This window comes from Lysinibacillus sp. FSL K6-1151 (assembly GCF_038630755.1).
Classification (GTDB): Bacteria; Bacillota; Bacilli; order Bacillales_A; family Planococcaceae; genus Lysinibacillus; species Lysinibacillus fusiformis_D.
In genome coordinates, this window is sequence record NZ_CP152040.1 from 308,825 (window position 1) to 333,193 (window position 24,369).

A 24,369-nucleotide genomic window follows, 5' to 3' on the forward strand; every position below is an offset into this window, starting at 1 on the left:
TATAGTGAAGCAAGGTGCAATATGGGTTCGACCTTTTTATTATCTTGTGGTATTTATGGTGGCGACCATTAGTTTATATCCCGTTTTGTTAATGATTTTATCTTCATTTAAAAAAAGCGTGGACATTTACAAAAATCCATTAGGCTTACCAACTAGCTTTAGCTTAGAGACTTACCGTACATTATTATCTAAAATCCCATTTACAACGTATTTTTTAAACAGTCTGTTTGTCAGCGTTGTATCTGTTGTATTGATTGTTGTTGTTTGTTCATTGGCTTCATTTTATATTGCTCGCTTTCAATTTTCTTGGAATCATGCATTGTTTTTTATTTTTTTATTAGGCATGATGATCCCTATAAAGCTAGGTATTGTACCGCTCTTTATTTTAATGCGTGATTTAGGATTAATTAATTCCTTATGGTCTTTAATTTTGATGAATATGGCGACAGGCATACCATTATCCATGCTGATCTTAACAGGCTTTTTTAAAACGATGCCCTATGAGCTGGAAGAGGCTGCCCGTATAGATGGGGCAGGAAACTTAAGAGTCCTTTGGCATGTGGTATTACCGTTAATGAGACCGGCACTTGGAACAGTCGTCATTATTAACTTTATCGCTGCATGGAATGATTTTTTCTTCCCGCTTATTTTTATTACAGAGAAAATGAAACGGACGATACCTGTTGGAATGATGTCACTCTTTGGGGAACATTCCGCAGATTGGGGCTCGCTGTTTGCAGGCCTAACATTAGCATCATTACCAATGATCCTATTATTCTTCATTGCTTCAAAGCAATTTATGGAAGGGCTGACGGCTGGTGCTATTAAATAGACAATACATTATTGCGGTAGATGGAGGCGGAACGAGAACTCGCGCAGTAGTCGGAACGAAAGAAGGAGAAGTGCTGGCAGTTGTTGAAGGAGCCGGAACAAATATGAAGGCGACACCACCAAACGTGGTAAGGATACAGATTGAGCATCTACTAGCCCAGTTATTACAAAAGATAGCTGCGACAAAGAGTGATGTTTCGACTGTGTTCTTATGTGTGGCAGGAGGAGATCGACAAGTAGATAAAGTCCGCTGGGAGCAATGGATTGGTTTCATTTTCCCTGCTAGCTCCTGTAAGGTAACGATCACCAATGATGCAGTAGCGGCTCTTACTAGCGGTACATTTACCCAGCAAGGGCTCGTTGTAATAGCAGGCACAGGCTCCATTGTATACGCTGTCAGGAAAGATCATCAAGTTAGTCGTGTTGGAGGATGGGGTTATTTATTTGGAGATGAAGGCAGTGGCTACTATATTGGGCAAGAGGCATTGCGTGTAATTGCTCAGCATTATGATGTTTTTGGCATGAATGGAGATGTCTTTACTGCGGCCATTTTAGAGCAGCTAACATTAACAAATCCTACTGACATCATTACCCATGTTTATGAGCATCCACAACCACGTGTCCTCATAGCCTCTATAGCTCGGACGGTGTTAAGTTTAGCTGAACAACAGAATGATAAAGCAAAGAATATTATCGAACAGGCTATTCATCATTTAGTGCAATTCCTCCAAACGATGCTGAAAAAAGAACCACAAGTGAAAAATTGGCCTATTGTCATATGTGGAGGTTTATTTGAAAATCTTTATTTTAAGCAATGTTTTCAAGAGACATTACGGCTAGCAACTAGGCATAATCGGCTCATACAACCTGAAGTGCCACCTGTTATTGGGGCTTTCATTAATGGGCTTTTGAGTGAGGGGATTCAAATGACAGAAGCTTTACAGCAAACGGTAAAGGGAACTTGGATGAGCATCCATGAAAAGAGCGCGGGAGGGATTTAAATTCAATGGAACGCATGACAAAACTGACGACTGAAGGCTACCATCCAGATACGACAAATCTAGATTTAATGTCCACTGCTGAAATTGTAAAGCTGATGAATGAAGAGGATAAAAAAATACCGTTAGCCATAGCCAAAGTTTTACCTGAGATTGAACAAGCTATTACAGCTACTGTTCATGCACTGAAGAATGGTGGCCGTTTATTTTATGTAGGTGCAGGGACGAGTGGGCGAATTGGTTTGCTTGATGCAGTGGAATGTCCGCCCACATTTAGTACCTTACCAGCGCTTGTACAGGCAATATTGGCTGGTGGGGAAGAGGCAGTCATGATTGCCGTAGAAGGAGCGGAGGATGATCTGTCATTAGGCGAAGCAGAATTAAAGAAACGACAGCTAACAAACCGCGATGTAGTGATTGGAATTGCGGCAAGTGGTAGAACACCTTTTGTGAAGGGGGCATTAATATACGCGCAGCAAATAGGAGCGAAAACCATCAGCTTAGTTAGTAATTCTCATTCTGCCATTAGTCAGTATACGGACATTGCGATAGAGGTGATTACTGGTCCGGAAATTTTGACAGGGTCTACAAGATTAAAGGCTGCCACTGCCCATAAACAAATACTGAATATGATTACAACAGCCACAATGATCAAGCTTGGCAAAGTCTATAAAAATTTAATGGTGGATGTCCATGCTAGTAACTTTAAATTGCGAGAGCGAGCCAAACAAATAGTTTGTGATGTGACAGGTGTTGCTTATAGTCAGGCTGAAAGTGTTTTGGAGCAAACTAATTTTCAAGTGAAGCTATCGATTGTGATGCTACTGACGAATACAACAATAGAAGAAGCAACGGAATTACTAGCCCAATCCGAAGGGCATGTACGTAGAGCAGTGGAATGAAGAAAGTTTTGATGCGAGATGTGAATTGAAACCTCCATTCAACAAGAGATGAGGATGGAAGAATGGACAAAATAAATGCTGGCTTAATTATGCTTGCAGAAATGCGAGAGAAGCTACCTCCTTCAGAAAAAAAGGTAGCGAGCTTTATTTTAGACTACCCAACACAGGCAATTAAAATGACTGCGGTTGAATTGGGAGAAGCAAGTCATACAAGTAGTGCGGCTGTCATTCGTCTGTGTAAATCGTTAAATATAAGTGGTGTTCAAGAGCTGAAATTACGTATCGCTGGTGATTTACAACATACGAAAACAGTAGATCGGGATATTGAGGCAAATGAAGCATTGCCATCGATTGTAGAAAAGGTGACGATGCAAAGTAGTGAAATTTTGGCACAAACAGCTAATTTAATAGATATAGTTGAATTAGAGCGTGCCGTCACTGCTTTATCACAAGCTCGTAAAATTATATTTTTTGGAGTGGGTGCTTCAGGTATAGCAGCAATGGATGCAGATCAAAAATTTTTAAGAATCAATAAAAATAGTAGAGCTTTTATGGACCTACATTTAGGAGCTACAGCGGTAGTCAATGCACAGGAGGGAGATGTCGTAGTGGGCATTTCCTTTTCTGGAGAAACACATGAAGTGGCTAAAATTCTTGAGATAGCTAGGGAAACACCGGCAACTACAATTAGTTTAACGCGCTATGGTAGTTCTTTAGCAGCTAGTTTAGCGGACATTTGCTTATATGTATCTCCAAATGTTGAAGCTACTTTTAGAAGTGGTGCAACCTCCTCACGCCTTGCCCAACTACTCGTCATTGATATTTTATTTATGGGAGTCGTGACGAGTGCCTATGAGCAGACAGTTGACTATTTAGACGAAACACGTTCAGTCATTCAAGGGCTGCATAAAAAAGTGGCGAAACGAAAAAATAAAATAAAGTAAACGAAGGCGATCTATTATCCCATAGTATCGTCTTCGTTTTTGGTTTCGATTCAGCTGTAGTCGCTAGAGTGTATGCTTAAAGGCGCTCTTCTGTTTCAGGGTCAAAGAAGTGGATTTTTTCCTCCCTCATGACAAAGGAAACCCTATCGGATGGGTGTAAATTATTGTCAGCCTGTACGCGTGCAATGAAATTTTGATTGTTTAAAGAACAATAAAGATAAGTTTCTGCACCTAGTAATTCAGTAACATCAATAGTTGCCTTAAAAGCAAAAGGAGAAACGACATCCGTAATTTGTAAATCCTCAGGACGTATACCCATAACAATCTCTTTCCCTAAATAATTTTTTTCCTTTAACAATGGTACGTACATGGATGGGATAGGGAAGCTCTGCTCTCCTAAAAGGATCTCTGTTTCTGTAAGGTGGCAATGGAATAAGTTCATGGATGGTGAACCAATAAAGCCTGCCACAAACATGTTATGAGGTGTATTATATACTTCCTTTGGCGTCCCGATTTGTTGAATAAGACCATCCTTCATCACGACGAGGCGAGTAGCCATTGTCATAGCCTCTGTTTGGTCATGCGTAACATAGATTGTAGTTGTTTGAATTCGTTGATGGAGTTTCTGGATTTCAGCACGCATTTGCACACGTAATTTGGCATCCAAATTAGAAAGAGGTTCATCCATTAAAAATACTTTAGCGTCTCTAACAATAGCTCGACCAAGAGCCACACGCTGACGTTGTCCACCTGATAAAGCTTTTGGCTTTCTTTTTAAATAATCCTCTAAACCTAATATTTTAGCAGCCTCTTTGACGCGGTGATCTATTTCCTTTTTATCGACCTTTCGGAGCTTTAAGCTAAACGCCATATTATCATAGACTGTCATATGTGGATATAAAGCATAGCTTTGAAATACCATGGCAATACTACGATCTTTTGACTCCACATCATTCATTAGGACATCATCAATATAGAGTTCTCCTTTTGATATGTCCTCTAAGCCAGCAATCATACGCAAAGTTGTGGTTTTTCCACAGCCAGATGGACCTACAAACACAATGAATTCTTTATTATGAATATGCAGATTGAAATCAGTTACAGCCTGAATATTTTTATCGTAAATTTTATAGATATGCTCTAACCGTAATTCCGCCATAATATACACCCCTTTGTAAGACATAATTTTATTGTAAATAACTTCAGCACAGAGTGATAGAGAAACAGTGCACAGTGTTGAGGTCATTAATTGTGCAGTTAACCTAAAGTGATTCTAAGAAAATAATTGCGAAATAAACATCTAGTCGATGAGAAAAATGCCGAATGTCCTTTTGCGTCAATAGCTGAAATTTTTCTAAGCGATTTTGTAGTGTATTGCGATGCATATACATTTTTTTAGAAGCTAATGTGATATTCCCTTCATATTCAATCAATTGCTTTATCGTATGGAGTAATTCAGGCTGAGAGGTGGCACTTTTTAAGACAGAGGAAATAAAAATCTCCTTTTCATGTGACTCTATATGCTGCATGACATATGGCACTAAAATCTCCTGCTGTGTGAGTACATGCTTTGGTGTATAGGTCCAAATAAATTGTTGAAGGTGGACATACCAGCTAAATCGCTCCTTAGTCGTCGTTACGTCTGGTATAACATCAGATACGAAAATCTTAAAATGAGCCTGTAAATCCTCGATTAATGGATCAAGATAATGAGCAAAATTTAATATTTCATCACCCTTAATACATTCGATTATGACAAATAATTGTGGATGTATGGATAGCATGAAAATATCTTTTCCTAGTAAAGCTTCAAAGATTGTGCGGAGTAATGCAGGTGCTGTAAAATCTTTGTCGAAGTGAAGAAATAACAAACGATGTAGAGGAAGGATAGATGGAGCAATATCCGTTAGGTCTGTTAAATAATCTAGCCAAATCCTATCGTAGTCATGTGGCAAGGCAATGGGATCTGAGAAAATTTGCAACAGCTCAAATTCACTTTGTGTCACGGTATGTGCTGGAATTTCATAAAGATGGTTGTCAAAATTAAATACATAGTTTCCGTCTGTTTTACCTGAAAAGGGGGTTAATAATGGGAAGCGTTGCTGTAGTTTTTGAAGGTTCATTTATGCCACTCCTTTATTTGAATGGAGAGTAATAAAGTTAAATTAGTATAATTATATGATGAAATGTTTATAGTATTAATAGAAAAAACACGGATGTTAGCAAGTATGATAGTCATACTTATCTAATGTCCGTGTTATCTGTTTATGCCTCTTTTTTAAATAACTTCCCTGGCCAAAATGCATATTTACCTAGTACTGTTGTGATTGCTGGTACAAGCAATGGACGTACAATAAATGTATCGAGAAGCACACCGATGGCTGTAACGACACCAAATTGAACAAGCACCTGAATCGGTAAAGTTGCCAACACAGCAAACGTACCTGCCAAGATGAGTCCAGCGGATGTAATAACACTTCCTGTTCGGACGACACCTTCTTCTACAGCTGTTAAATGATCAGCAGTTTTACGCTTTTTCCAAATTTCTGAGATCATAAAGATATTATAATCTTCTCCGAGTGCTACTAGGAACACGAAGGAATACAGTGGTATAGCTCCAGAAATGGCTTCTGCACCCATGATATGATGCAAAATTAGCCATCCAGCACCTAATGCTCCAAAGTAGGAAATAATAACGGTTGCTAATAAATAAACCGTAGCAGTAATAGAGCGTAAATAAACAAACAATAATAATGCGATTAAAGCAATCATGGTTGGCATGATCACGGTCTCATCACGCTTAGTTATTTGTTGTGTATCGTATTGGCTGGCTGTTTCTCCACCAATCCAAACATGCTTCTCAGCACTAGTGAGCCCTTGTACCTCCAACATTTTAATTACCTCAGCTTGAAGCTCAGGAATATGGGCTAATGATTCCTTTGCATAGGGGTTGACATTGAAAGTTAATTCGTACAATTGAATAGCCTTATTTTTATTGCCAGTTTGTACATCTGCAACACTATCAATATAAGAGATGTCAGCAAGTTGTTGCTGTAAATTAATATCGGTACCTTCAGTATCAATAACCAATTGAACAGGAGCTAGCTCTCCAGGAGAAAAATTCTCTTCTATTAAAGTAAAGCCTTCTCGGGACGGCATATCTTTTGGGAAGGATGAAAGCAGATCAAACGTGTATTGAATACGTGGAACGAATGCTGCCAATCCCCCGAGTAAAATGACTGTTACAGCAATAACAATCCATGGTTTATGTGTAACAAAACGTCCGATTTTATGACTAACCTTATGTGAAGGTTTATGCTGCTTTTTACCTTTTTTATTTGCCATTTCCTCAGTACGAGGGATGAAGGGAAAGAAAGCTACACGTCCTATTATGACAAGAATAGCTGGTAGGACAACAAGTGCTGCAATTCCCATTACAAGCACGCCAAAGCTAAATGGCACAGCAAAGCGTTGGAATGCACCATAATGAGCAAGACTAAGAGTAGCTAGACCAATGACAACCGTCAAAGCACTCATTAAAATGGCACCACCTGATTCTTTGACAGTCAGCTTCATAGCAGCAGTCTTATCCTCAACATCTAAGAGAATTTCTCTATATTTAGAAATTAAAAATAAACAATAGTCAGTACCTGCACCAAAGAGTAAAACAGTCATAATGGATACTGCTTGCGAATCCTTATCTATCCATCCTTGGTCAGCAAAGAAACCAAGTGTCGGACTAATAACACCATAGGCAAGACCTACAACAATTAAAGGAATAATAGCCAGTAATGGTGAACGATAAATGATAATAAGTAATACTAAAACGAGCAATACGGTTGCTATTAATAATTTCACGTCTGCCTGTGAAAATAAACTGACAGCATCAGTGGCAATCCCAACTGGTCCAGAATAGCGGACATGGAGTGCATCACTGGATAATTTCTCATCTAATTGAACTTGATAGCGTTCCATTACCTTTGTCAGATGATCTAAACTATCCTGTAGCATATCTGTAGCGACATCTTTTTCAAAAAACACTGGTGTCACAATCGTTGTGCCATTTTCGGAAGCGGAAGTCATTAAAGCCTGTGGTGGCATTTGATCAAATGGTGGGATCATTGTTTGATGGGCTAAGGGCTTTGCCTGAAGCTCGCTATAAACACCTTGGATAGCCGTAAAATCCTCAATGCTAAGACCACTGTCACGATGCCAAACTAGTAATAAAGGTGTTCCAGCATCGTTAGGGAATTGCTCGGCAATAATCGCCGCTGCTTGCTCAGACATTTCAGTATCAGGTAAATTTTTACCGGATTCACTTTCTATACTATTGATTTGTGGCCATGCAAACGACAGCACCACTACTAATAACACCCAAAAAGCTAATGCTAATAAGCGACCCTTTTTACTTGCAACCATTGAGCCCCATTGCTCAAGTGGATGTTTTTTCATGAGAAGACCTCCATTTCATGTAAGTGATTTAATTATATATACTAGAAGGTTAATTAATCAACCTAGAAATATTCATATGTTATACTATGTGTAAAAAGTATGCTTAATTTAAGGAGGCGAACTTGTTGAAACAATCACCGCGTGTTCTCGGGAGACCTCGCCATGATGGAAATGCGAAACCAACAAAAGATCTTGTCCTTGAAACGGCCACAAGACTTTTTATTAAAGAAGGCTACAAAAATATTTCGATGGATGATGTAGCTAAAGCTTGTAACGTAACAAAGGCGACTATCTATTACTACTACCCAACTAAAGGTGAATTATATACATCTGCATTAATTGCTATGATGGATCGAATCAAGCTATCTATCCTAGAAATTTTAGAGCAGCCTATACCATTTAAAGAGCGATTAGAGCAGCTTGTGGCAGTTCATTTATCAGCGACTATCGATATTGATATGAAAAATTTTATGAAAGAGGCAACCATCAATTTATCGGAACCACAGCTGAAACAAGTACAGGCATCTGAAAATGATATGTATCAAACAATAGAGCAGACCATGCAAGTGGAGATGGATAATGGCACGATTCGAAAAGGAAATGCTAAATTTTTCGCTCATAACTTTATGGCATTAATGACAGTAGGATATTTTAAAGATGGCGACGGTAAAACTTTGCTAGGCTCAGTAGATGTGACGGCAAAGGAAGTAACAAATTTCTTTTGGCTGTCTGTTGAAAATAAATAAAACTTAATGATTATGTAATTTTTTATAAAAGGAGTTATCTCATTATTTGAGGTAACTCCTTTTATGTTGTTGAAAAAAGATCATGTCACTAGCAGAAAACGACCTTTTAGCAAGGTGGGGGTTGATTTCCGTTCCGCCAGCGTCCTTTCCAGGGGGCGTCCGATGAGCCGCTTCACTCACTTCCGTTCGCTCCAGGGTCTCCTCTGTGACGCTAAATCCCCTAGGAGTGACGCTGGCTCCACTCCAATCAACCATTCTGCAAAGTGTCTTAACTTTTTTCATAGTAGCATAGCGATCAAATCGCCCATTATCTGTATTCTTAATGAGTGACAACACCTCTTCATAAAGAGTAGTGAACACCTTCATTTATTTGAAAACCTCTGCTAAAAAGGTAACATTTTGTAGGTTGGAGTGGAAGGCTACTTGACTCCCGTGGGATAGTGAGACAGGCAAGCCTCTAAACGGAGCGGCTATGCGCTCGCCCACAGGCAAGCAAGTAGCCTGCAACGGAAATCCATTTTCACCTGTCACCAAAACTCTATGGATTGTTTTATTTTTCAACACAACTAAAGGAGTTATCTCATTATTTGAGGTAACTCCTTTAATTGTGATATGGGTCACATACATTGATAATTATTCTCATTTATAGTGTAGCTATAGATGACAGAGGAGGAGAAAAAATGAATTCGACAGAACAGCGTTTACCTACACATCTCTTTTTAGCGAAGTTAGGAAAGACAATTTTACGTCCAGGTGGAAAGGAGGCTACGAACCGAATATTAGAGGCTTGTCAGCTACATGAAGATAGCAATGTCCTAGAGGTGGCTACGAATACAGGAGCGACAGCAATACATATTGCCAAAGCATACAATGCTAAAGTAAGTGGAATTGATATTAATAAAGAGGCAGTTCAAAAAGCAAATGAGATTATTATTCGTGAAAATGTACAGCATCTCGTTCAAATTCAACAAGGAAATGCTACACAATTACCATTTGATGATGCAACCTTCGATGTGGTTATAAATGAAGCGATGCTCACAATGCTACCACAGGAATTAAAAGAACAGGCTTTAGCTGAATATAGGAGGGTTTTGAAGCCAGGCGGTATTTTAGCAACACATGATTTAGTTGTTAAAGCATCAAGTGAAGAAAGTGTTACTGATGAAATTGAGGCACTGCGTAATGTCATTGTTGTGAAGGCACAGCCACTATCAAAGCATCATTGGCAAACTTTAGTTGAAAATACAGGATTCAAACCTGTAGATGTGCATACTGGAGAACTCCACTTAGTATCTTTGGTAGGGCTTATACGAGATGAGGGCTTAGATGGTTTAATACGTATCATTGAAAATGCACGGAAAAATTCGGATGATGAGCAATATTTCCTTGAAATAATTGAGCATTTTGATCATGCTCGCCATCATTTTGGTCACATTACCATCATTGCAAAAAAGCAAGGATAGCCAATGAAAACAGCAATTCAATTTGAACACGTATCTAAATTTTTTGGAACGAAGCAAATTATTAAAGATTGTCATTTAAGTTTGCAAGAAGGCGAAGTGGTGGCTATTGTTGGACCTTCAGGATGTGGAAAGACTACCTTTTTACATCTTGCAACGAATGTACTACAGCCAACATCTGGTCATATTACATGCATCACAGATAAATTGGGTTATGTATTTCAAGAACCAAGGTTATTACCATGGTGTACATTATATGAAAATGTCACATTTAGCTGTAATGGTGTAGTAGATAGATCTCAAATTATGAATCTATTAGCTCGCGTTAAGCTTGACAATGAAATGGATGCGTTTCCTAAGCAATTATCTGGTGGCATGAAACAGCGAGTTTCAATTGTTAGAGCATTTGCATGCAAGCCTAAGCTTATTATGATGGATGAACCTTTTTCAGCATTAGATTATTGGATAAAAAAAGAACTTGTGCAGGACCTTATTGATTTAATAGAAAATGAGCAAGTAGGTATGTTTTATGTAACTCATGACTATGAAGAAGCTGCAACGGTAGCAGACCGCATTATTAATATTGCGTATGCAAATGAAGGAATCTACAAGGAAATAGTTTTAGATACACCAAGAAAACATCGTAACTTTGATTATATAAAAAATATTGAATATCAATTATTACAACTTTAAATAAGGGAGAAAGTATGCTATGAAAAAATGGCCTATAGTATGTCTTTTAATAGTATGTCTTACAGTTGTCTTAACGGCTTGTGGCAATACAGAAAAAGCAAAGCAAGATCAAGAACCAGAGAAAAGTGTACAAGCTACTGCTGAACAACCAAGTGTATCAAAGGTTGAAAAAATGACTATTCAGGCACCGGCAGGTATTTCGATTGCTGCACCACTCTATAAAATAATTGATGATAAATCGTTACTAGAAGGTGCAGAGGATGTTGAGTTTCTAACTTGGAATACTCCTGACGAATTACGTGCACGTATCAGTGGAGGTCAAGTGCAAGTGTCTGCTGTGCCAACATATGTAGGTGCCAACCTTTACAATAAAGGTGTAGACATTCAATTGGTAAATACATTAATTTGGGGTATTTTATATTTTATTGGACCAGAGGGTGAAGCAATATCATGGGAGGATTTAAAAGGTAAAACGGTCCATGTACCATTTAAGGGAGATATGCCAGCATTAGTATTTCAGTATTTATTACAGAAAAACGGGCTAGATATAGAGAAAGATTTAACGGTGGAATATACAGCAACTCCTCAGGAGGTTGTCCAATTATTAGCGGCTGGCAAAGCACAATATGCTGTATTACCAGAGCATACTGCTTCCCTTGTTATTGCGAAGGCGAAAAAAGAGGGAATTGCCCTACAAAAATCAATGAGTCTACAAGAGGAATGGGCAGCAGCAACAGGAAAGGCACCGCGTATTCCTCAAGCTGGACTTGTTGTGGATAAGGCATTAATTCAAGAGCACCCAGAAACTGTAGCATTGCTACAAGCAAAAATAGAGAAATCTATTCAATTTTTAAAAGATAATCCTGAAGCTGCTGGCGAGCTATTGGCATCGTATCAAGAAGGGCTTGATCCAACCTTTATTGCAGGATTATTACCTTATTTAAATATCGAATTTGTCACGGCGCAAGAAGCCAAGGAAGAGCTTGAGTTTTTCTTTGAACAACTAGCTTCACTATCGCCAGATATTATTGGTGGGCAATTACCGGATGATGATTTCTATTATGAACCGTAAAAAAAGCTTGATTATTCAAATGAGCACTTGCAGTGGCATCGTGCTCATTTGGACACTATTATCTTTAAATTTCCCGAGCATTTTAATACCCTCTCCATATGAAACACTAACAGCACTATGGCAACTTATAGTAAGTGGTGAGTTGCTTCATCAACTTTATTTAACAATGGTTCGTATGGTAGTAGGTTTATCAATCGGTATGTTTTTGGCAATTTTATCGGGTTTATTGGCGGGTAGATTTGCAGTTATTTATGAAATGTTCCGCCCAGTTATTGCATTTTTATTAGGTATTCCACCTATTATTTTAGTCGTAGTTGCAATGGTATGGTTTGGTACTAATTCAATCATACCAATATTTGTCGTAAGTATTTTAGTGTTTCCAACATTTTATATTAATATTGCTAATGGTTATCGACAAATAGATAATCAACTCTTACAAATGGCGACCGTCTATCAAAAATCAACATGGCAAAAGTTACGTTTCATCATATTACCAAGTCTGATGGTGCCATTTTTTACAGCCTGTTCGCTGGCGGCAGGAGGTGCAGTAAGAATGACCATTATGGCTGAACTATTAGGAACGAATAGTGGTATTGGAGCGGCTTTAACAATGGCACGCATCAATATTAATACGGATAAAGTATTCGCTTGGACGTTGATAAGTGTACTAATAATTTTAGCAATCGATAGTTTTATTTTAAACCCATTAAAAGCAAAAATGATGACATGGAATAGGGAGGAATGACAATGACAATTATACAAGTTCAAGCAATGCTAAAAGAGAAGAAAAAGCATATTGGTAAATTGGGCAGTATTGAGGGTGCAGATGTTTTAAACATTCAATTGCGAGCAGGTGAAAAAATTCCTGAGCATCATACAGACAATGAAGTTTTAATTATTGTTCAATTTGGGGAAGTTCGCTTTATTATTGAAGGGGTGGAAGAAATTTTAACACAGGATACCATCTTAGCCTTAAACCCATCTGAGAAGCACAGCTTAGAAGCTATTACAGATGTTCGCTTGATTGTGATTAAATTGAAATAAAAAAGCTCCTAGAGAATGGAGCTTTTTCTATGCTTCATTTTTAGCTGAACTTTAAGTGATGTTATTAAGGCAGACGCGCAATGATAGAGATGCCTTGTAGGTTTTGATTATGCTTCATAAACGTTTTACGCATAAAAAGTACGCGCTTACGAGCTTTCGAATTTATTACTACATTTTTGATGATTTTTAGAACGCCGAATAAGCCTTCATCTTCAATTAAGCGTCTCGGGTAAAGGAGATGCATAGGTGCCGTTTCTACATGTTCTATAGTAAAACCATGTTGCTTTAAAGCATCTTCCCATTCCTCTACTGTTAATGGTAGAGCATTGACCTTTATAGCTTGGACTAAATCTTTACGAATCTCTTCACGTTGAGTGCTAGTAATAGTAGATGGTGTTAAGCACATCTCATGTATGGCATAGATACCACCAGGCTTTAATAGTCTTTTTGCCTCGCTAATAATGGCATTTTTCTGTTTAGTTGATTGCATGGTCAACATGGCTTCACCGTAGACAACAGTAGCCCATGCATCTGGTAAACCAGTTTGCTCAGCACTACCAATGATACAGCGTTGATTATCCCCATTTAAATATTCTCTTACCTTTTTTGCAGCTTCCTCATCACGTTCAACGGCTATGTAGGTTGGATTTTTTGCTAATGTCATTTTTGCAGTAGTGCCAAGTCCAGGTGCAAATTCTACTACATAGTCCTGTTCTTTAATGGCTAAATGTTGAAGCATTTGACATGTCATTTGAATGCCACCAGGGCGAAGTACCGTTTTTCCTAAGCTCGCTAAGAGCCAATGACCAGGCATTTTTTCGTAGTTTAAGGTTTGTTTAGTCATTTATGTATCCTCCTTTTATTGAAAATGATTATTATTCTCACTATTATAAAGGTAATATAACATTAATTACTGTGATATATGTCAAATTTGGAGGTAGATAAATGAACTGTCAAAAACAATACTGTTTTTCAAAGGTACCAATATTTCAACATCTAAAAGCACATGAAATGGAAGAAATCTCACACATTATTACACATCATCATTTTGATAAGGGAGACATTATTTTACTCGCAGGTGACCGGAAGAAAAAATTATTTATCGTAAGGTATGGCCGTGCAAAAGTATCTCATATTTCTACAGACGGTCGGGAGTACGTTATGAGAGTTTTGGAAGCAGGAGAATTTTTTGGGGATGTTACATTGTTTAATAATGAGCCGCAAAAATCGACAGTAGAGGCACTAGAAAAAACTGAAATTTGCTCACTTGATGGTGAGGAACTGATGAAGATCTTAGCAGGTACGCCTGTTACGCTGTTTCATATGCTTGCCCAGCTTTCCTCACGATTAGAGGAGACAGAAAATCAATTGAGTGAAGCTGTTTCTAAAGAGGTAAGTGAAAGACTGGCTGCCTTTGTTTTAAAATCTGCTGCTACAGCAGGAAGCGATACATTTTTATTGACACTTACAAAAAAAGATTTAGCCTCTTTATTGAATACTACAAGAGAGACATTAAGCCGTCGTTTATCTGCATTTCAAAAGGAAGGTTATATAGAGATGACAGGAAAAAGAATTATCATAAAAAATTATGATGCTTTGGAAAATTTATTATAGTAAGACAGTTAATAGTTGATAAAATCAATGAGTTTTGAAAATATTGTCGAAATTGTGATATAGCTCATTGAAATAATGTACAAACAGTCTTATAATGAAGGTTGTAATGTCACCAAGACAAGATAAGGATGGTATTATGATGCGCTTTTTGCGATTTAAAGTAAACATTGTAATAACAAGTCATACGAATCGCTATCCAGCCCTTGTGACTGGTGATTGTGTAAGATATACGCTGTAACGACTGTTAAGTTTTACCTTAATGGTCTTTTTTACATGTAAGCAATAAAAAATAGTACTAGTGATGGCAAAGGAGAGTTCAAAATGTCAGAAACGAATAACCAAACACAGGCTGAACAAGTAACTGTGAGTAAAGAGCAATTAGATGTACTAGATCAATTATTAAAGCCTGAAGTTCAAGAATCACTTACAACTTTAGTTGAGCAATTACCAAAGTTAACTGAAATGATGACATTATTAACGAAATCATACGAGTTTGCTCAAGCTGTTGCAACAGACGAAGTGCTTAAAAATGATACTGTTGGAGCAGTAACAGAAATGGCTGGTCCTGTAGTAGGCTCTGCGAAAAACCTTGCAGCAACTGCAATTGAAGCGAAAGACCGTGCATCTGAAAGCCAAGAAGTAATTGGTTTATTCGGTCTTGTGAAAATGTTAAAAGACCCTCAAGTTCAAAATGTTTTCCGTTTTGTTAATGCTTTCTTACAAGTAAGCTCAGAACGCAAAGCTAAATAAGACTCAAGGTAAATTCAATTCGTAAGGACGGAGGATTAATTAATCATGTCAAAAGAAATCGTCATCTTAGGTGCAGGTTACGCTGGCGTTTTAACTGCATTAACAGCACGTAAGTATCTATCAGCTGATGAAGCTAAAATTACTGTAGTAAACCAATTCCCAACACACCAAATTATCACTGAGCTTCACCGTTTAGCAGGTGGTACAATTGCAGAAGGTGCTGTTGCATTACCACTTAAAAAAATCTTTAAAGGTTTAGATATCGACTTACACATTGCAAAAGTATCAAAATTCAATGTAGATAATAAAAAAGTTGATTTAGATAATGGCTATACATTAACTTACGATACGCTTGTAGTATCTTTAGGTAGCCAAACTGGATTCTTCGGTATCCCAGGATTAGAAGAAAACTCTATGGTCCTTAAATCAGTAAATGATGCTAACAAAATTAACAAGCATATCGAAGACCGCATTAAAGCATACGCACAATCTAAAGATGAAGCAGATGCAACAATCGTTATTGGCGGTGGCGGTTTAACAGGCGTTGAGCTTGTTGGTGAAATTGTGGACAACTTCCCGAAAATCGCTGCAAAACACGGTGTTAACTTTGCTGACCTTAAAATTAAACTTGTTGAAGCTGGTCCAAAAATCTTACCAGTACTTCCAGATACACTGATCCAACGCGCTACAGAAAGCTTAACAAAACGCGGCGTAGAATTTATTACAGGTACGCCTGTAACGGGTGTTGACGGCAATGTTATTTCATTAAAAGATCGTGAACCAATCGTTGCAAACACATTTGTATGGACAGGTGGGGTAGCTCCACTACCAATCGTAGGTGAATCAGGTTTAGCAGCTGATCGTGGTAAAGCAACAATTAATGAATTCTTACAATCTACTTCTCACGAAGATGTATTTGTTATTGGTGATGCATCAGTAGCTCTACCTGCTGATGGAGGTCGTCCATTATACGCTCCAACTGCACAAGTTGCATGGCAAATGGGTGAATGCGCTGGTTATAATGTATTTGCACAATACAGAAACCAAGAGATGAAATCATTCTCAGCAGTAAACTCAGGTACACTTGCAAGCTTAGGTCGTAAAGATGCTGTCGCTACAATTGGCGCAAGCAACACAGAGCTTAAAGGTCTTCCTGCAACATTAATGAAAGAAGCTTCAAATATTCGTTATTTAACACATATTAAAGCTTTATTCGGTTTAGCTTATTAATAAATAAAACACTCACTTTTATCGGGATTACGCTGATAGGAGTGAGTGTTTTTTTCTAAAAATGTATATTAATCACTTTAAATCCAGTAAACTAAATACATATTCAATAATCTACTTTCTGGGGTGATAGGCTATGTTAACAATGTTTCAATCAAAAAAAGAAGATATAGAGCAATTTAAGGCTAAAATTGATGAACTGAATGCAAAGCTAGATAAGAAGGATCATGAATTTCAGATTTTCCTCAATGAACTACATAAAGAACTAATTTCAACGATTGGACAACATGATATAGTCAATAACCAGCATATCATTTTAGGAGAGATGGTTACTGAAATATTAAAAGAATTTAATAGAGTAGAAGATAGTACAATACAATCAAATACCATATCTGGACATGCACTTGAAAAAGGGAGTTCTTTAATTGTCTCATCAGATAAAATGGTTTCTTTATCGATTGATAGCAAACAAGCGGTTAAGGAAGTGCAGCATGTTATTGATGAGCTAGGTGAACAATCAAGAAAAACAACAAATAGCATGAATCATTTAAGTGAACGATCAAAGCAAATAACGGATATTGTCAAAGTGATTAGTGAGATTTCCAACCAAACTAATTTACTTGCTTTGAATGCCTCAATTGAAGCAGCACGAGCTGGCGAACATGGCAAAGGATTTTCAGTTGTTGCAGAAGAAGTACGTAAATTAGCAGAAAATACAAAGTCAAGCACAGAAGATATTGTAAACCTTACGAAAAAAATAGAGGAACAAATCTCTGAAGCCTATGAAGATAATAAAAATAATATGCAGCTAGTAACAGAGGGCCTACAAAAAAGTACAGATACTTCTGAGCAAATCAATGCTTTACTCCAAATCATTATGAATGTGCAGGGTGAAGTGAAGGAATTGCTACAATATATTGATAGTCAAAAAATATCGACTGAGGATGTTATGAGTAAATTCCAAACAACAACAGCGCTATTTGATGAAACGAATAAAGTTTTAACAGAACATATTGATGAATCGGAAATAGTAACCAAAAAATTACTAGAAGCTGTAGATAAAGTGAAATGCTTCCCGAATAAAATGTAGATACATAAAAAAACACCATTCGATTCTTAATGAATCGAATGGTGTTTTGATTAGATTAATGGTTTGATTGGAATATTGCTTTAGTTGTTTTCTGTATGAGTTTTGGTAAAACGCCAAAGGAGTAAGGTTTGTAAACTCTCTCAGTCCATTTGTGGCCGTCTTTCCCATATACACCCATTGTAACGGAAGGGATATTTAGTGCTTTTATTTTGTCAAAGGGTAGGGGATAAAGGGTATTCCATTCTGGAAAATTATGAAGCAATTCTTGTAGTTCTTCCTCTGTCGCATGAATAGATAAGAAACTACCATCAGCTAAGTAAGGGAAGAAGCGTTTAACTTGGAATAGCTCACCTGTTTCCATAGCAACCTCTTTGACAATATGCTCAATAGTTTGTTTCAATGCTTGATCTCTTACCACATTTTCCTTTAAATAATTATGTGGTAAGAATGGTGGTGCAAAAAATAAGACAACACGAGGTTGATGTTCTGGATCGGCCTTTTGTAGGGCATCCACAAGAGCAAATGACTGTTGGCGTAATTCCTTTCCTTCATTCTTTTTCATTACCTCTGCAAGAATAGCCTCAGTTTGAACACCTTTTTCATTCAAGTATGAAATCAGTTCATCATACGTCACCACCTCAATATGCCAGGACAAAGAGCGTTTTGGGACATTGGACCATTCACTATATTTTTCATATTGAAGTTGTAAGTATTGCTCTGCTTCAGTACATGCCTGCTGTGTAACAGCTTTTAGTTTACTGACGACATGGGCTGGAGATTCTTCATATAAAAAATAGTTAAAATAAATTTGGCTTGTAGATGCTGTTTGAACTGTGTAGGATTCCTTTGTGTCACGCTGATATAAGCAAGTAGGTGGGAGTATCGTTTCACCTGTAATTTGCTCAGTCAATGCTAAGTTATTATGAATGCGTTCAGTAATTTTAGCTGCTATATAATTCGGGTCGATACCACTTAATGTATCACCCACATGTACCTCACGTCCGTAGATATAGAATGCGGGAAGAAGCTTACCAGCAACGCCTGTATAAATATAACGATGTGGATCATCCCCGTATAATGGTGTTGTAAAATCGGTATTGATTGCCATTAGAAAATCCAACCCATGTGCTATTTTTAAATGACTAAGTTCATCTAATGCATCAATAATCCCATTATGCTCTGACTCTTCACCACCATTTAAAATTAGAAGTAGGTTTCCATCTAATTCTTCAAGATGCTGTGTGAAATACTGAATATTCGCCACATGGACAGCGGCACCACTTTTCATATCTACAGCCCCACGTCCAAACATCCAATCGCCACTTTGAGCATCCTTTTGTACTTCAGCGTTTCCTTCATATTTTCCAAAGAACTCCTCAAGCTTGTAAGGGGAAAAAGCAAACTCCTTTAGATGACCATAATCCTCTATATCGACCGTATCCAAATGGGCATGATAAATAATTGTTTTCTTTGTTTCATTAGGACCTTTTACGAATGCAAAGAGATTTTTGCGTCCGATCGGATCATGCTTCACATCTGTCGTCCAAAGAAATGTAGGGTTTTCTTGGTAATAAGGGAATGCTTGCATTTTTTCATAGATGAACTCAATGATTTTCCCTTCACCATTTGTACCATTAATGCTATTAATATGGACTAATTCTTTTGTAAGCTCTTCGATATGTGTTGCAAGTGGTAATTGACTTAGTTGTTGACACATGTATATTGCTCCTTTTTTGTTCGACTACATATCATTCAAATTAGCAACCATTTCAGTTCAATTGTTTTCATTATATGAAAATTAATCCGTATAGTGGAATATGAAAATATCATATAAGAAAAACGTGTAATAGTCAATTTTAATTTTTATAAAATTCTGTTATTTATTATTAATTTATTCGCTAGGAAGTCTATTTAAATGAGTAAAAATTCGTTAAAATGAATAAAAGGAGGAGTAGTGATGATTCAATCTATTGAAAGAGCAATGTTGATTATTAATGTACTAGCTAAACAACCGAAGAAATTCTATTCTGTGCAAGATATCTACAATGAAACAGATTTACCGAGCAGTACGATTTATCGTCTATTGTATACATTAGAAACTTTCGATTTAGTAGAAAGAAATGAGGAAAAAAAGGAATTTCGTTTAGGGTATACTTGGTTACAACTAGGAATGAAAATGTACCATCATACAAATATTCGAGAAAAAGCACATCCATTATTAGAAGAGCTTGCAAATAATGTTCGTGAAACTACATATTTAAATATTCCCAAACAATTTAGCTCAATCATTATTGATAGAGTAGACAGCCCAAAAAACGTCCGAATCATAGATATGATTGGTGAAAAAATTCCTTATCCAATCGGGGCTGCCAATAAAGTGCTACTAGCCTTTTCAAGCAAAGAAATCCAAGCTACTTTTTCAGAGAATTATGAAGTGATGGAGCAACTTCAACAAATTAAAGAGATGGGCTACTCTATTAGCTACGGTGAAAAAACAAAGGGAACCGTTTCTGTTGCAGCGCCTGTTTTTGATTTGGATGAGAAACCAATTGCAGCTATCAGTGCAGAATGCTTTGAATATGATACAGATGATGAAAAATTAGAGGGTATTGTGAAAGAAGTAACCAAAACAGCCTACCTTCTCTCACAAGAACTCGGGCATATAAAATAGGTCTTTCCTATTTAAGGAAAAGACCTATTTTTATGTTCTTTAGTCATATTCATAGTAATGGGACTTAGAGGATTGTATATTTAAAAACAATAAAATAATAGCGACGATGATCATAACAAGGGAGGCACTCACGACGACAAATCGTATTGTGATTAGTTCAGCAGTAATGCCAAAAATGGCTGTTAAGAGAATGATGAAAAATGCGTCCAAGAATCCATAAATACTGCCTATTCGCCCCATGCTCTCAGATGGGATATTATTTTGATAAAAGGTATAGAATCCTGTATTTGCAAAGGCAGTCGCAAATGATAATAGAAAGCAGCCTAGAGCAGCAATAAGAAAAGTGAAGGATGAAGTAAACACCAAATAGCCTAATGCTGTTAGAAGAGACCCCAGACCAATCAACCAGGCAGTGGACACTTTTTCAACTACCGCTGAATTGGTGAATGAGCCAATTAATACACCTATTCCAGCAATACTAACTAAAATTCCATATTGTTCCTCTGATAAAGCAAGTATTTGAGTTGCAAAGGCAGCCTCTAAAGAATCAGTCGCTGTCATTAAGACGATGGTAGCACTAAACAATAAATAGACGCTCATTACATATATATTTTTTAAGCTAAAGCGTATGACCATTTGCCAATCATGAAATAGTACTTGGTAAAGGGATTTTTTTTCTATAGCATTATCAAACTTTAGCCGTTTAAAGGCTTCAACACTCGGCATGTTAAACGTTATACAGGCTGATAAAAATAAAGCAAAGGCATTTAAGTATATAGCCATATTGGGTGTTCCTAGTGTAAATAGAAAGCCGGCAATTGCTGGTCCAGTTAGAAAAGCCCCTGAGTCCAGCAAGCTACGTAATGAGTTAAAACGTTTCCTTTGTGCTATAGGAATTAATTTAGTGATGTAGGTCATCGAGGTTGGATGATACATAGAGCTAGCTACTGTAATGATAAAAACTAGCGTATACATCCATGCTAAGCTATAGAAGAGGGGAAGTATAACAATTAGTATAGATTGCACAAGATTTAAAGTAATCATTAAATGTTTCTTATTATAGCGATCGATAAGGCTTCCTGCCCAAAAATTAGTGAGCAAAGATGAGATTGCTCTTACAATATACAAGCCAGAGACAGCAAGAGCTGATTCTGTAACATTTAATACAATAAGATTTAAGGCGATAAAATAAATCCATTCGCCAATACTGGAAACACCAATACTACATAATAGGATGGCAGGATAACGCCAGTTCTCTAAAGATTTCTTCATATCAATTCCTCCTTAAGCAAAGTCAAGATCTGCAAAATAAAAAATCCCACCCCCAAGACGATTAGTCTTAGGGACGAGATTGTGGAATTTATACTCACGTGGTGCCACCCTAGTTCACTACTATGTCACCATAATAGCCTTTTCAGTACGACATAATTACTTATGTTTATACTGTAACTCTATAACGGGAGTTCCCGTCGCACCATCATTCAAATAGAAGTCCAATGCGCTACTCCGAGACTTGTTTCAATCATTCGTTCTTGCTCGTTTTCAGCGACCCGAGCTCTCTGGGAAGAACAGCCTTATTTACTCTTCTCTTCAATGTATTTTTGCTAGTGTATCATATGTACATAATTTTGGTAAAGTGTGATCTGAAAATTTCGTCAATTCCTTTACTGATAATTTGTATGGTCAAGCAACAGTTGACGCAACTTTAAGTAAGTGATCGAGATTCTTCAAAATGGTAAGATCCAATGTCGTTAGTTGTACTATTTTTTTCTGTGAATAGTGAGCCTTTGTTAATCGTCCTAATTGGCAAAACCACTTGTTGTTTTAGACTAGCATTATTGCTCCAGTCCATTGTCAGGAAGATTATCCATCCATTCTAAATTTAGTATATAATTTTTCTTAACAAGGAGGGAGAAATGAATGAAAGCTATTGTGATCCATGAGTTTGGTGAGGCAGAAGTTTTAAACTATATAGACTGTTCAGAGCCTACTTTGACTAAAGGCGAAGTCCTAATACGCACAACTTATACGAGTGTGAACTATGCAGATATTAAAAACCGCACAGGCAATAAAGCTAAAGCCAATTTCCCAATGATTCTTGGCTTAGATGTTGCAGGTGTTGTAGAAGAGGTCTTCGATGATAACAGTAACTTTCAAAAGGGCGACCAAGTCATCGCATTCCCTAAAAATGGAGCTTATGCAGAATTTGTTGTAGCTAAGGAACAGCTGGTTTTTAAAATTCCTAGTGATGTACCAATTGACAAGGTAGCAGCTGTACCGACGGTTTCATTTTTGGCGTATATGCTAACACATCAAATAGCAGCTATTGGTCAGCATGATGTCGTCTTGATACATGCTGCTTCCGGTGGAGTAGGGACAATGCTCATCCAAATGGCAAAAAAGCTAGGGGCAAAGCAGATTATTGGGACTGTGAGTAATTTAGAGAAAGCTCCAATCGTGTATCAGCTTGGTGCAAATCATGTTCTCACATATGATCAATTCAGTACACAAGTGCATGAACTAACGGAGGGACGTGGTGTTGATATTGTGTTTGATTCGATAGCAGGTGCTATAACAGAGGAAAGTTTGAATTGTTTAGCGCCTTATGGCACTCTTGTACAATTCGGCAATAGTGGAGGTAGAGCTGGTAATATTAAAACATCAGATTTACATAGCAGCTGCCGTACTATAAAAGGCTTCAGCTTAGGCACGACTAGAGCTTCAAAGCCAGAAATGTTGCAGCAGGTTGCGCAGGCTATTTTTTCTTTAATAAAAGAAGATAGCTTTCAGGTCCCCATTGCTAAAATTTTTGCCTTAGAAGAAATGAAAAAGGCACATGAATTGATGGAAAGCCGCCAGCATCAAGGGAAAATTCTTATTAAAATATAAAAATACAAAAAGATGACACGTCAATAATAGTGCCATCTTTCCATTTCTATTAATGTTCTAATTCATTTAGTTTTTCATATATACGTCTTTTTCGGTAAAGCATCATGCCCGTTTCAGCGACATCCTGAATCATTCCTTTATTGGCATAGGCTCCAAAGACCATTCCAGCAATAGGAATCATTTGAAACAGCTTTTTCCAGCCAAGCTGATCTCGATAGGTGTAAAATACTTCCTGCCATCCTTGGAGCTGTGAAATCATATTATCAGAAGCCTTTTTCGAGCTATTCATAGTTGAAAGTTCCTGCAAAATGGCTTCTTTACCGACAATATCAGCAGAAGTAAATTGTAGACATTTCACTATGAAAACACGCTCCATCTTATCATTCGGATCATAGCCATGAATCATCGCTATTTCCTGTAATGTTTTTAAAGCAGTTCCTAAAATAACTGGAATATCAATAGCTAAAGTAAAAATGCCTCCGAAGCCAGTAGAGGCCCCTTGTACCGTAGCAAATTTTACACGTTCATTTTGTAATTTATCACTGAGAGCAATCATGTCCTCTAAAGGAATTTGCCCAATATCAGCAATCGTCAAAATATGCTGTGTAGAAGAATGGTTGCGGATTTTTTGAAGTATGGCTTGTTCATTAATTAAATATTTCCCGCCCGATTGAATATAATTGCCTAATTCATCAACTAATAAAGCAATTTTATTTTGAATAAAGGCAGGCGTCATTTTATCTAATATCTTAAAAGGTATTCTCCCTAATTTCTCCCAAAACCATAAATCCTTTTGATCCTTCTCCCACAATTGAATCTCTTGCAAATACTGTTCTAATTGCTCGCGTTTCTCCATTATTATCTAATCCCCTTATTTGTCCATATCATTTGAACTTGATTCAGCCAATGTTTATTTTCAGCGTGTCGTAATTGATATACGAAAAAATTTTTATAAGGTTTCGCTCTATTCAATGAAGATTTAGACA

General features: G+C 37.3%; 23 protein-coding genes and 1 other annotated feature. Of the genes, 16 read left to right on the plus strand and 7 right to left on the minus strand.

Going from position 1 to position 24,369, the window contains the following annotated elements:
* The first annotated feature begins 4 nt into the window (after positions 1-4).
* The 4 genes from MHI04_RS01460 to MHI04_RS01475 all read left to right on the plus strand — a co-directional run bounded on the left by MHI04_RS01460 (position 5) and on the right by MHI04_RS01475 (position 3,675).
* Complete coding sequence (locus MHI04_RS01460) at positions 5-832, plus strand: carbohydrate ABC transporter permease (protein ID WP_101966979.1); 828 nt, start codon at positions 5-7, stop codon at positions 830-832.
* Complete coding sequence (locus MHI04_RS01465; RefSeq protein ID WP_058844869.1) at positions 819-1,832, plus strand: BadF/BadG/BcrA/BcrD ATPase family protein; 1,014 nt, start codon at positions 819-821, stop codon at positions 1,830-1,832. The genes MHI04_RS01460 and MHI04_RS01465 overlap by 14 nt, the downstream gene beginning before the upstream one ends.
* A 5-nt stretch (positions 1,833-1,837) precedes the next feature.
* Positions 1,838-2,731 carry an N-acetylmuramic acid 6-phosphate etherase gene (murQ, locus tag MHI04_RS01470; RefSeq protein WP_036118138.1) on the plus strand — a complete coding sequence of 298 codons (894 nt, stop codon included), beginning with the start codon at positions 1,838-1,840 and terminating at the stop codon, positions 2,729-2,731.
* Between the two features lie 62 nt (positions 2,732-2,793).
* The gene (locus MHI04_RS01475; RefSeq protein ID WP_058844875.1) at positions 2,794-3,675 is read left to right on the plus strand and encodes a MurR/RpiR family transcriptional regulator; all 882 of its coding nucleotides are present in this window, start codon (positions 2,794-2,796) and stop codon (positions 3,673-3,675) included.
* Between the two features lie 76 nt (positions 3,676-3,751).
* Here MHI04_RS01475 and ugpC read toward each other — a convergent pair whose 3' ends face one another.
* The 3 genes from ugpC to MHI04_RS01490 form a co-directional block, all read right to left on the minus strand.
* Positions 3,752-4,834 (minus strand): sn-glycerol-3-phosphate ABC transporter ATP-binding protein UgpC, encoded by a 1,083-nt coding sequence (gene ugpC / locus MHI04_RS01480; RefSeq protein ID WP_089934958.1) that lies wholly within the window; start codon positions 4,832-4,834, stop codon positions 3,752-3,754.
* A 103-nt stretch (positions 4,835-4,937) separates the two neighbouring features.
* Positions 4,938-5,798: a helix-turn-helix domain-containing protein gene (locus MHI04_RS01485; RefSeq protein WP_089934960.1), complete on the minus strand. Its 861-nt coding sequence runs from the start codon at positions 5,796-5,798 to the stop codon at positions 4,938-4,940.
* Between the two features lie 142 nt (positions 5,799-5,940).
* The gene (locus MHI04_RS01490) at positions 5,941-8,127 is read right to left on the minus strand and encodes an MMPL family transporter (RefSeq protein ID WP_036118128.1); all 2,187 of its coding nucleotides are present in this window, start codon (positions 8,125-8,127) and stop codon (positions 5,941-5,943) included.
* A gap of 125 nt (positions 8,128-8,252) precedes the next feature.
* Here MHI04_RS01490 and MHI04_RS01495 point away from each other — a divergent pair, with 125 nt between their 5' ends.
* From MHI04_RS01495 to MHI04_RS01520, 6 genes are all read left to right on the plus strand, one after another.
* Positions 8,253-8,873 (plus strand): TetR/AcrR family transcriptional regulator, encoded by a 621-nt coding sequence (locus MHI04_RS01495; protein ID WP_089934964.1) that lies wholly within the window; start codon positions 8,253-8,255, stop codon positions 8,871-8,873.
* Between the two features lie 680 nt (positions 8,874-9,553).
* Positions 9,554-10,336 (plus strand): methyltransferase domain-containing protein, encoded by a 783-nt coding sequence (locus tag MHI04_RS01500; protein WP_342535289.1) that lies wholly within the window; start codon positions 9,554-9,556, stop codon positions 10,334-10,336.
* Between the two features lie 3 nt (positions 10,337-10,339).
* Positions 10,340-11,026: an ATP-binding cassette domain-containing protein gene (locus MHI04_RS01505; protein ID WP_036118022.1), complete on the plus strand. Its 687-nt coding sequence runs from the start codon at positions 10,340-10,342 to the stop codon at positions 11,024-11,026.
* Positions 11,027-11,045: 19 nt separating this feature from the next.
* The gene (locus MHI04_RS01510; RefSeq protein WP_051891572.1) at positions 11,046-12,098 is read left to right on the plus strand and encodes an ABC transporter substrate-binding protein; all 1,053 of its coding nucleotides are present in this window, start codon (positions 11,046-11,048) and stop codon (positions 12,096-12,098) included.
* Complete coding sequence (locus MHI04_RS01515; protein WP_036118019.1) at positions 12,073-12,843, plus strand: ABC transporter permease subunit; 771 nt, start codon at positions 12,073-12,075, stop codon at positions 12,841-12,843. Before MHI04_RS01510 ends, MHI04_RS01515 begins: the two co-directional genes overlap by 26 nt.
* A gap of 2 nt (positions 12,844-12,845) precedes the next feature.
* On the plus strand, positions 12,846-13,142 hold the full coding sequence (locus MHI04_RS01520) for a cupin domain-containing protein (RefSeq protein ID WP_036118016.1): 297 nt from the start codon (positions 12,846-12,848) through the stop codon (positions 13,140-13,142).
* Positions 13,143-13,206: 64 nt separating this feature from the next.
* Here MHI04_RS01520 and MHI04_RS01525 read toward each other — a convergent pair whose 3' ends face one another.
* Positions 13,207-13,986: a class I SAM-dependent methyltransferase gene (locus MHI04_RS01525; protein ID WP_340809704.1), complete on the minus strand. Its 780-nt coding sequence runs from the start codon at positions 13,984-13,986 to the stop codon at positions 13,207-13,209.
* Between the two features lie 101 nt (positions 13,987-14,087).
* Between MHI04_RS01525 and MHI04_RS01530 the strand changes: the two genes are divergently transcribed.
* The 4 genes from MHI04_RS01530 (at position 14,088) to MHI04_RS01545 (ending at position 17,823) form a co-directional block, all read left to right on the plus strand.
* Positions 14,088-14,756: a Crp/Fnr family transcriptional regulator gene (locus tag MHI04_RS01530; RefSeq protein WP_089933112.1), complete on the plus strand. Its 669-nt coding sequence runs from the start codon at positions 14,088-14,090 to the stop codon at positions 14,754-14,756.
* Positions 14,757-15,077: 321 nt separating this feature from the next.
* The gene (locus MHI04_RS01535; RefSeq protein WP_036118008.1) at positions 15,078-15,506 is read left to right on the plus strand and encodes a DUF1641 domain-containing protein; all 429 of its coding nucleotides are present in this window, start codon (positions 15,078-15,080) and stop codon (positions 15,504-15,506) included.
* A gap of 45 nt (positions 15,507-15,551) precedes the next feature.
* A complete protein-coding gene (locus tag MHI04_RS01540) occupies positions 15,552-16,736 on the plus strand; it encodes an NAD(P)/FAD-dependent oxidoreductase (RefSeq protein ID WP_058843991.1) in 1,185 nt (394 codons plus the stop codon).
* A 133-nt stretch (positions 16,737-16,869) separates the two neighbouring features.
* Complete coding sequence (locus MHI04_RS01545) at positions 16,870-17,823, plus strand: methyl-accepting chemotaxis protein (RefSeq protein WP_036118002.1); 954 nt, start codon at positions 16,870-16,872, stop codon at positions 17,821-17,823.
* A 55-nt stretch (positions 17,824-17,878) separates the two neighbouring features.
* Here MHI04_RS01545 and MHI04_RS01550 read toward each other — a convergent pair whose 3' ends face one another.
* Positions 17,879-19,540 carry a M20/M25/M40 family metallo-hydrolase gene (locus tag MHI04_RS01550; RefSeq protein ID WP_089933109.1) on the minus strand — a complete coding sequence of 554 codons (1,662 nt, stop codon included), beginning with the start codon at positions 19,538-19,540 and terminating at the stop codon, positions 17,879-17,881.
* A gap of 240 nt (positions 19,541-19,780) precedes the next feature.
* On the opposite strand from MHI04_RS01550, the gene MHI04_RS01555 reads away from it, so the two are divergent.
* Entirely contained in the window at positions 19,781-20,494 is a 714-nt protein-coding gene (locus MHI04_RS01555; protein ID WP_058843989.1) for an IclR family transcriptional regulator, read from the plus strand.
* 39 nt (positions 20,495-20,533) lie between these two features.
* On the opposite strand, the gene MHI04_RS01560 is transcribed toward MHI04_RS01555, so the two are convergent.
* Complete coding sequence (locus MHI04_RS01560) at positions 20,534-21,766, minus strand: MFS transporter (RefSeq protein ID WP_101966970.1); 1,233 nt, start codon at positions 21,764-21,766, stop codon at positions 20,534-20,536.
* Between the two features lie 66 nt (positions 21,767-21,832).
* Positions 21,833-22,097, minus strand: a binding site (T-box leader).
* A 317-nt stretch (positions 22,098-22,414) separates the two neighbouring features.
* Between MHI04_RS01560 and MHI04_RS01565 the strand changes: the two genes are divergently transcribed.
* Positions 22,415-23,383 carry a zinc-binding dehydrogenase gene (locus tag MHI04_RS01565; protein WP_101966969.1) on the plus strand — a complete coding sequence of 323 codons (969 nt, stop codon included), beginning with the start codon at positions 22,415-22,417 and terminating at the stop codon, positions 23,381-23,383.
* 49 nt (positions 23,384-23,432) lie between these two features.
* Here MHI04_RS01565 and MHI04_RS01570 read toward each other — a convergent pair whose 3' ends face one another.
* Complete coding sequence (locus MHI04_RS01570) at positions 23,433-24,239, minus strand: EcsC family protein (protein WP_036117986.1); 807 nt, start codon at positions 24,237-24,239, stop codon at positions 23,433-23,435.
* Between the last annotated feature and the right edge of the window lie 130 nt (positions 24,240-24,369).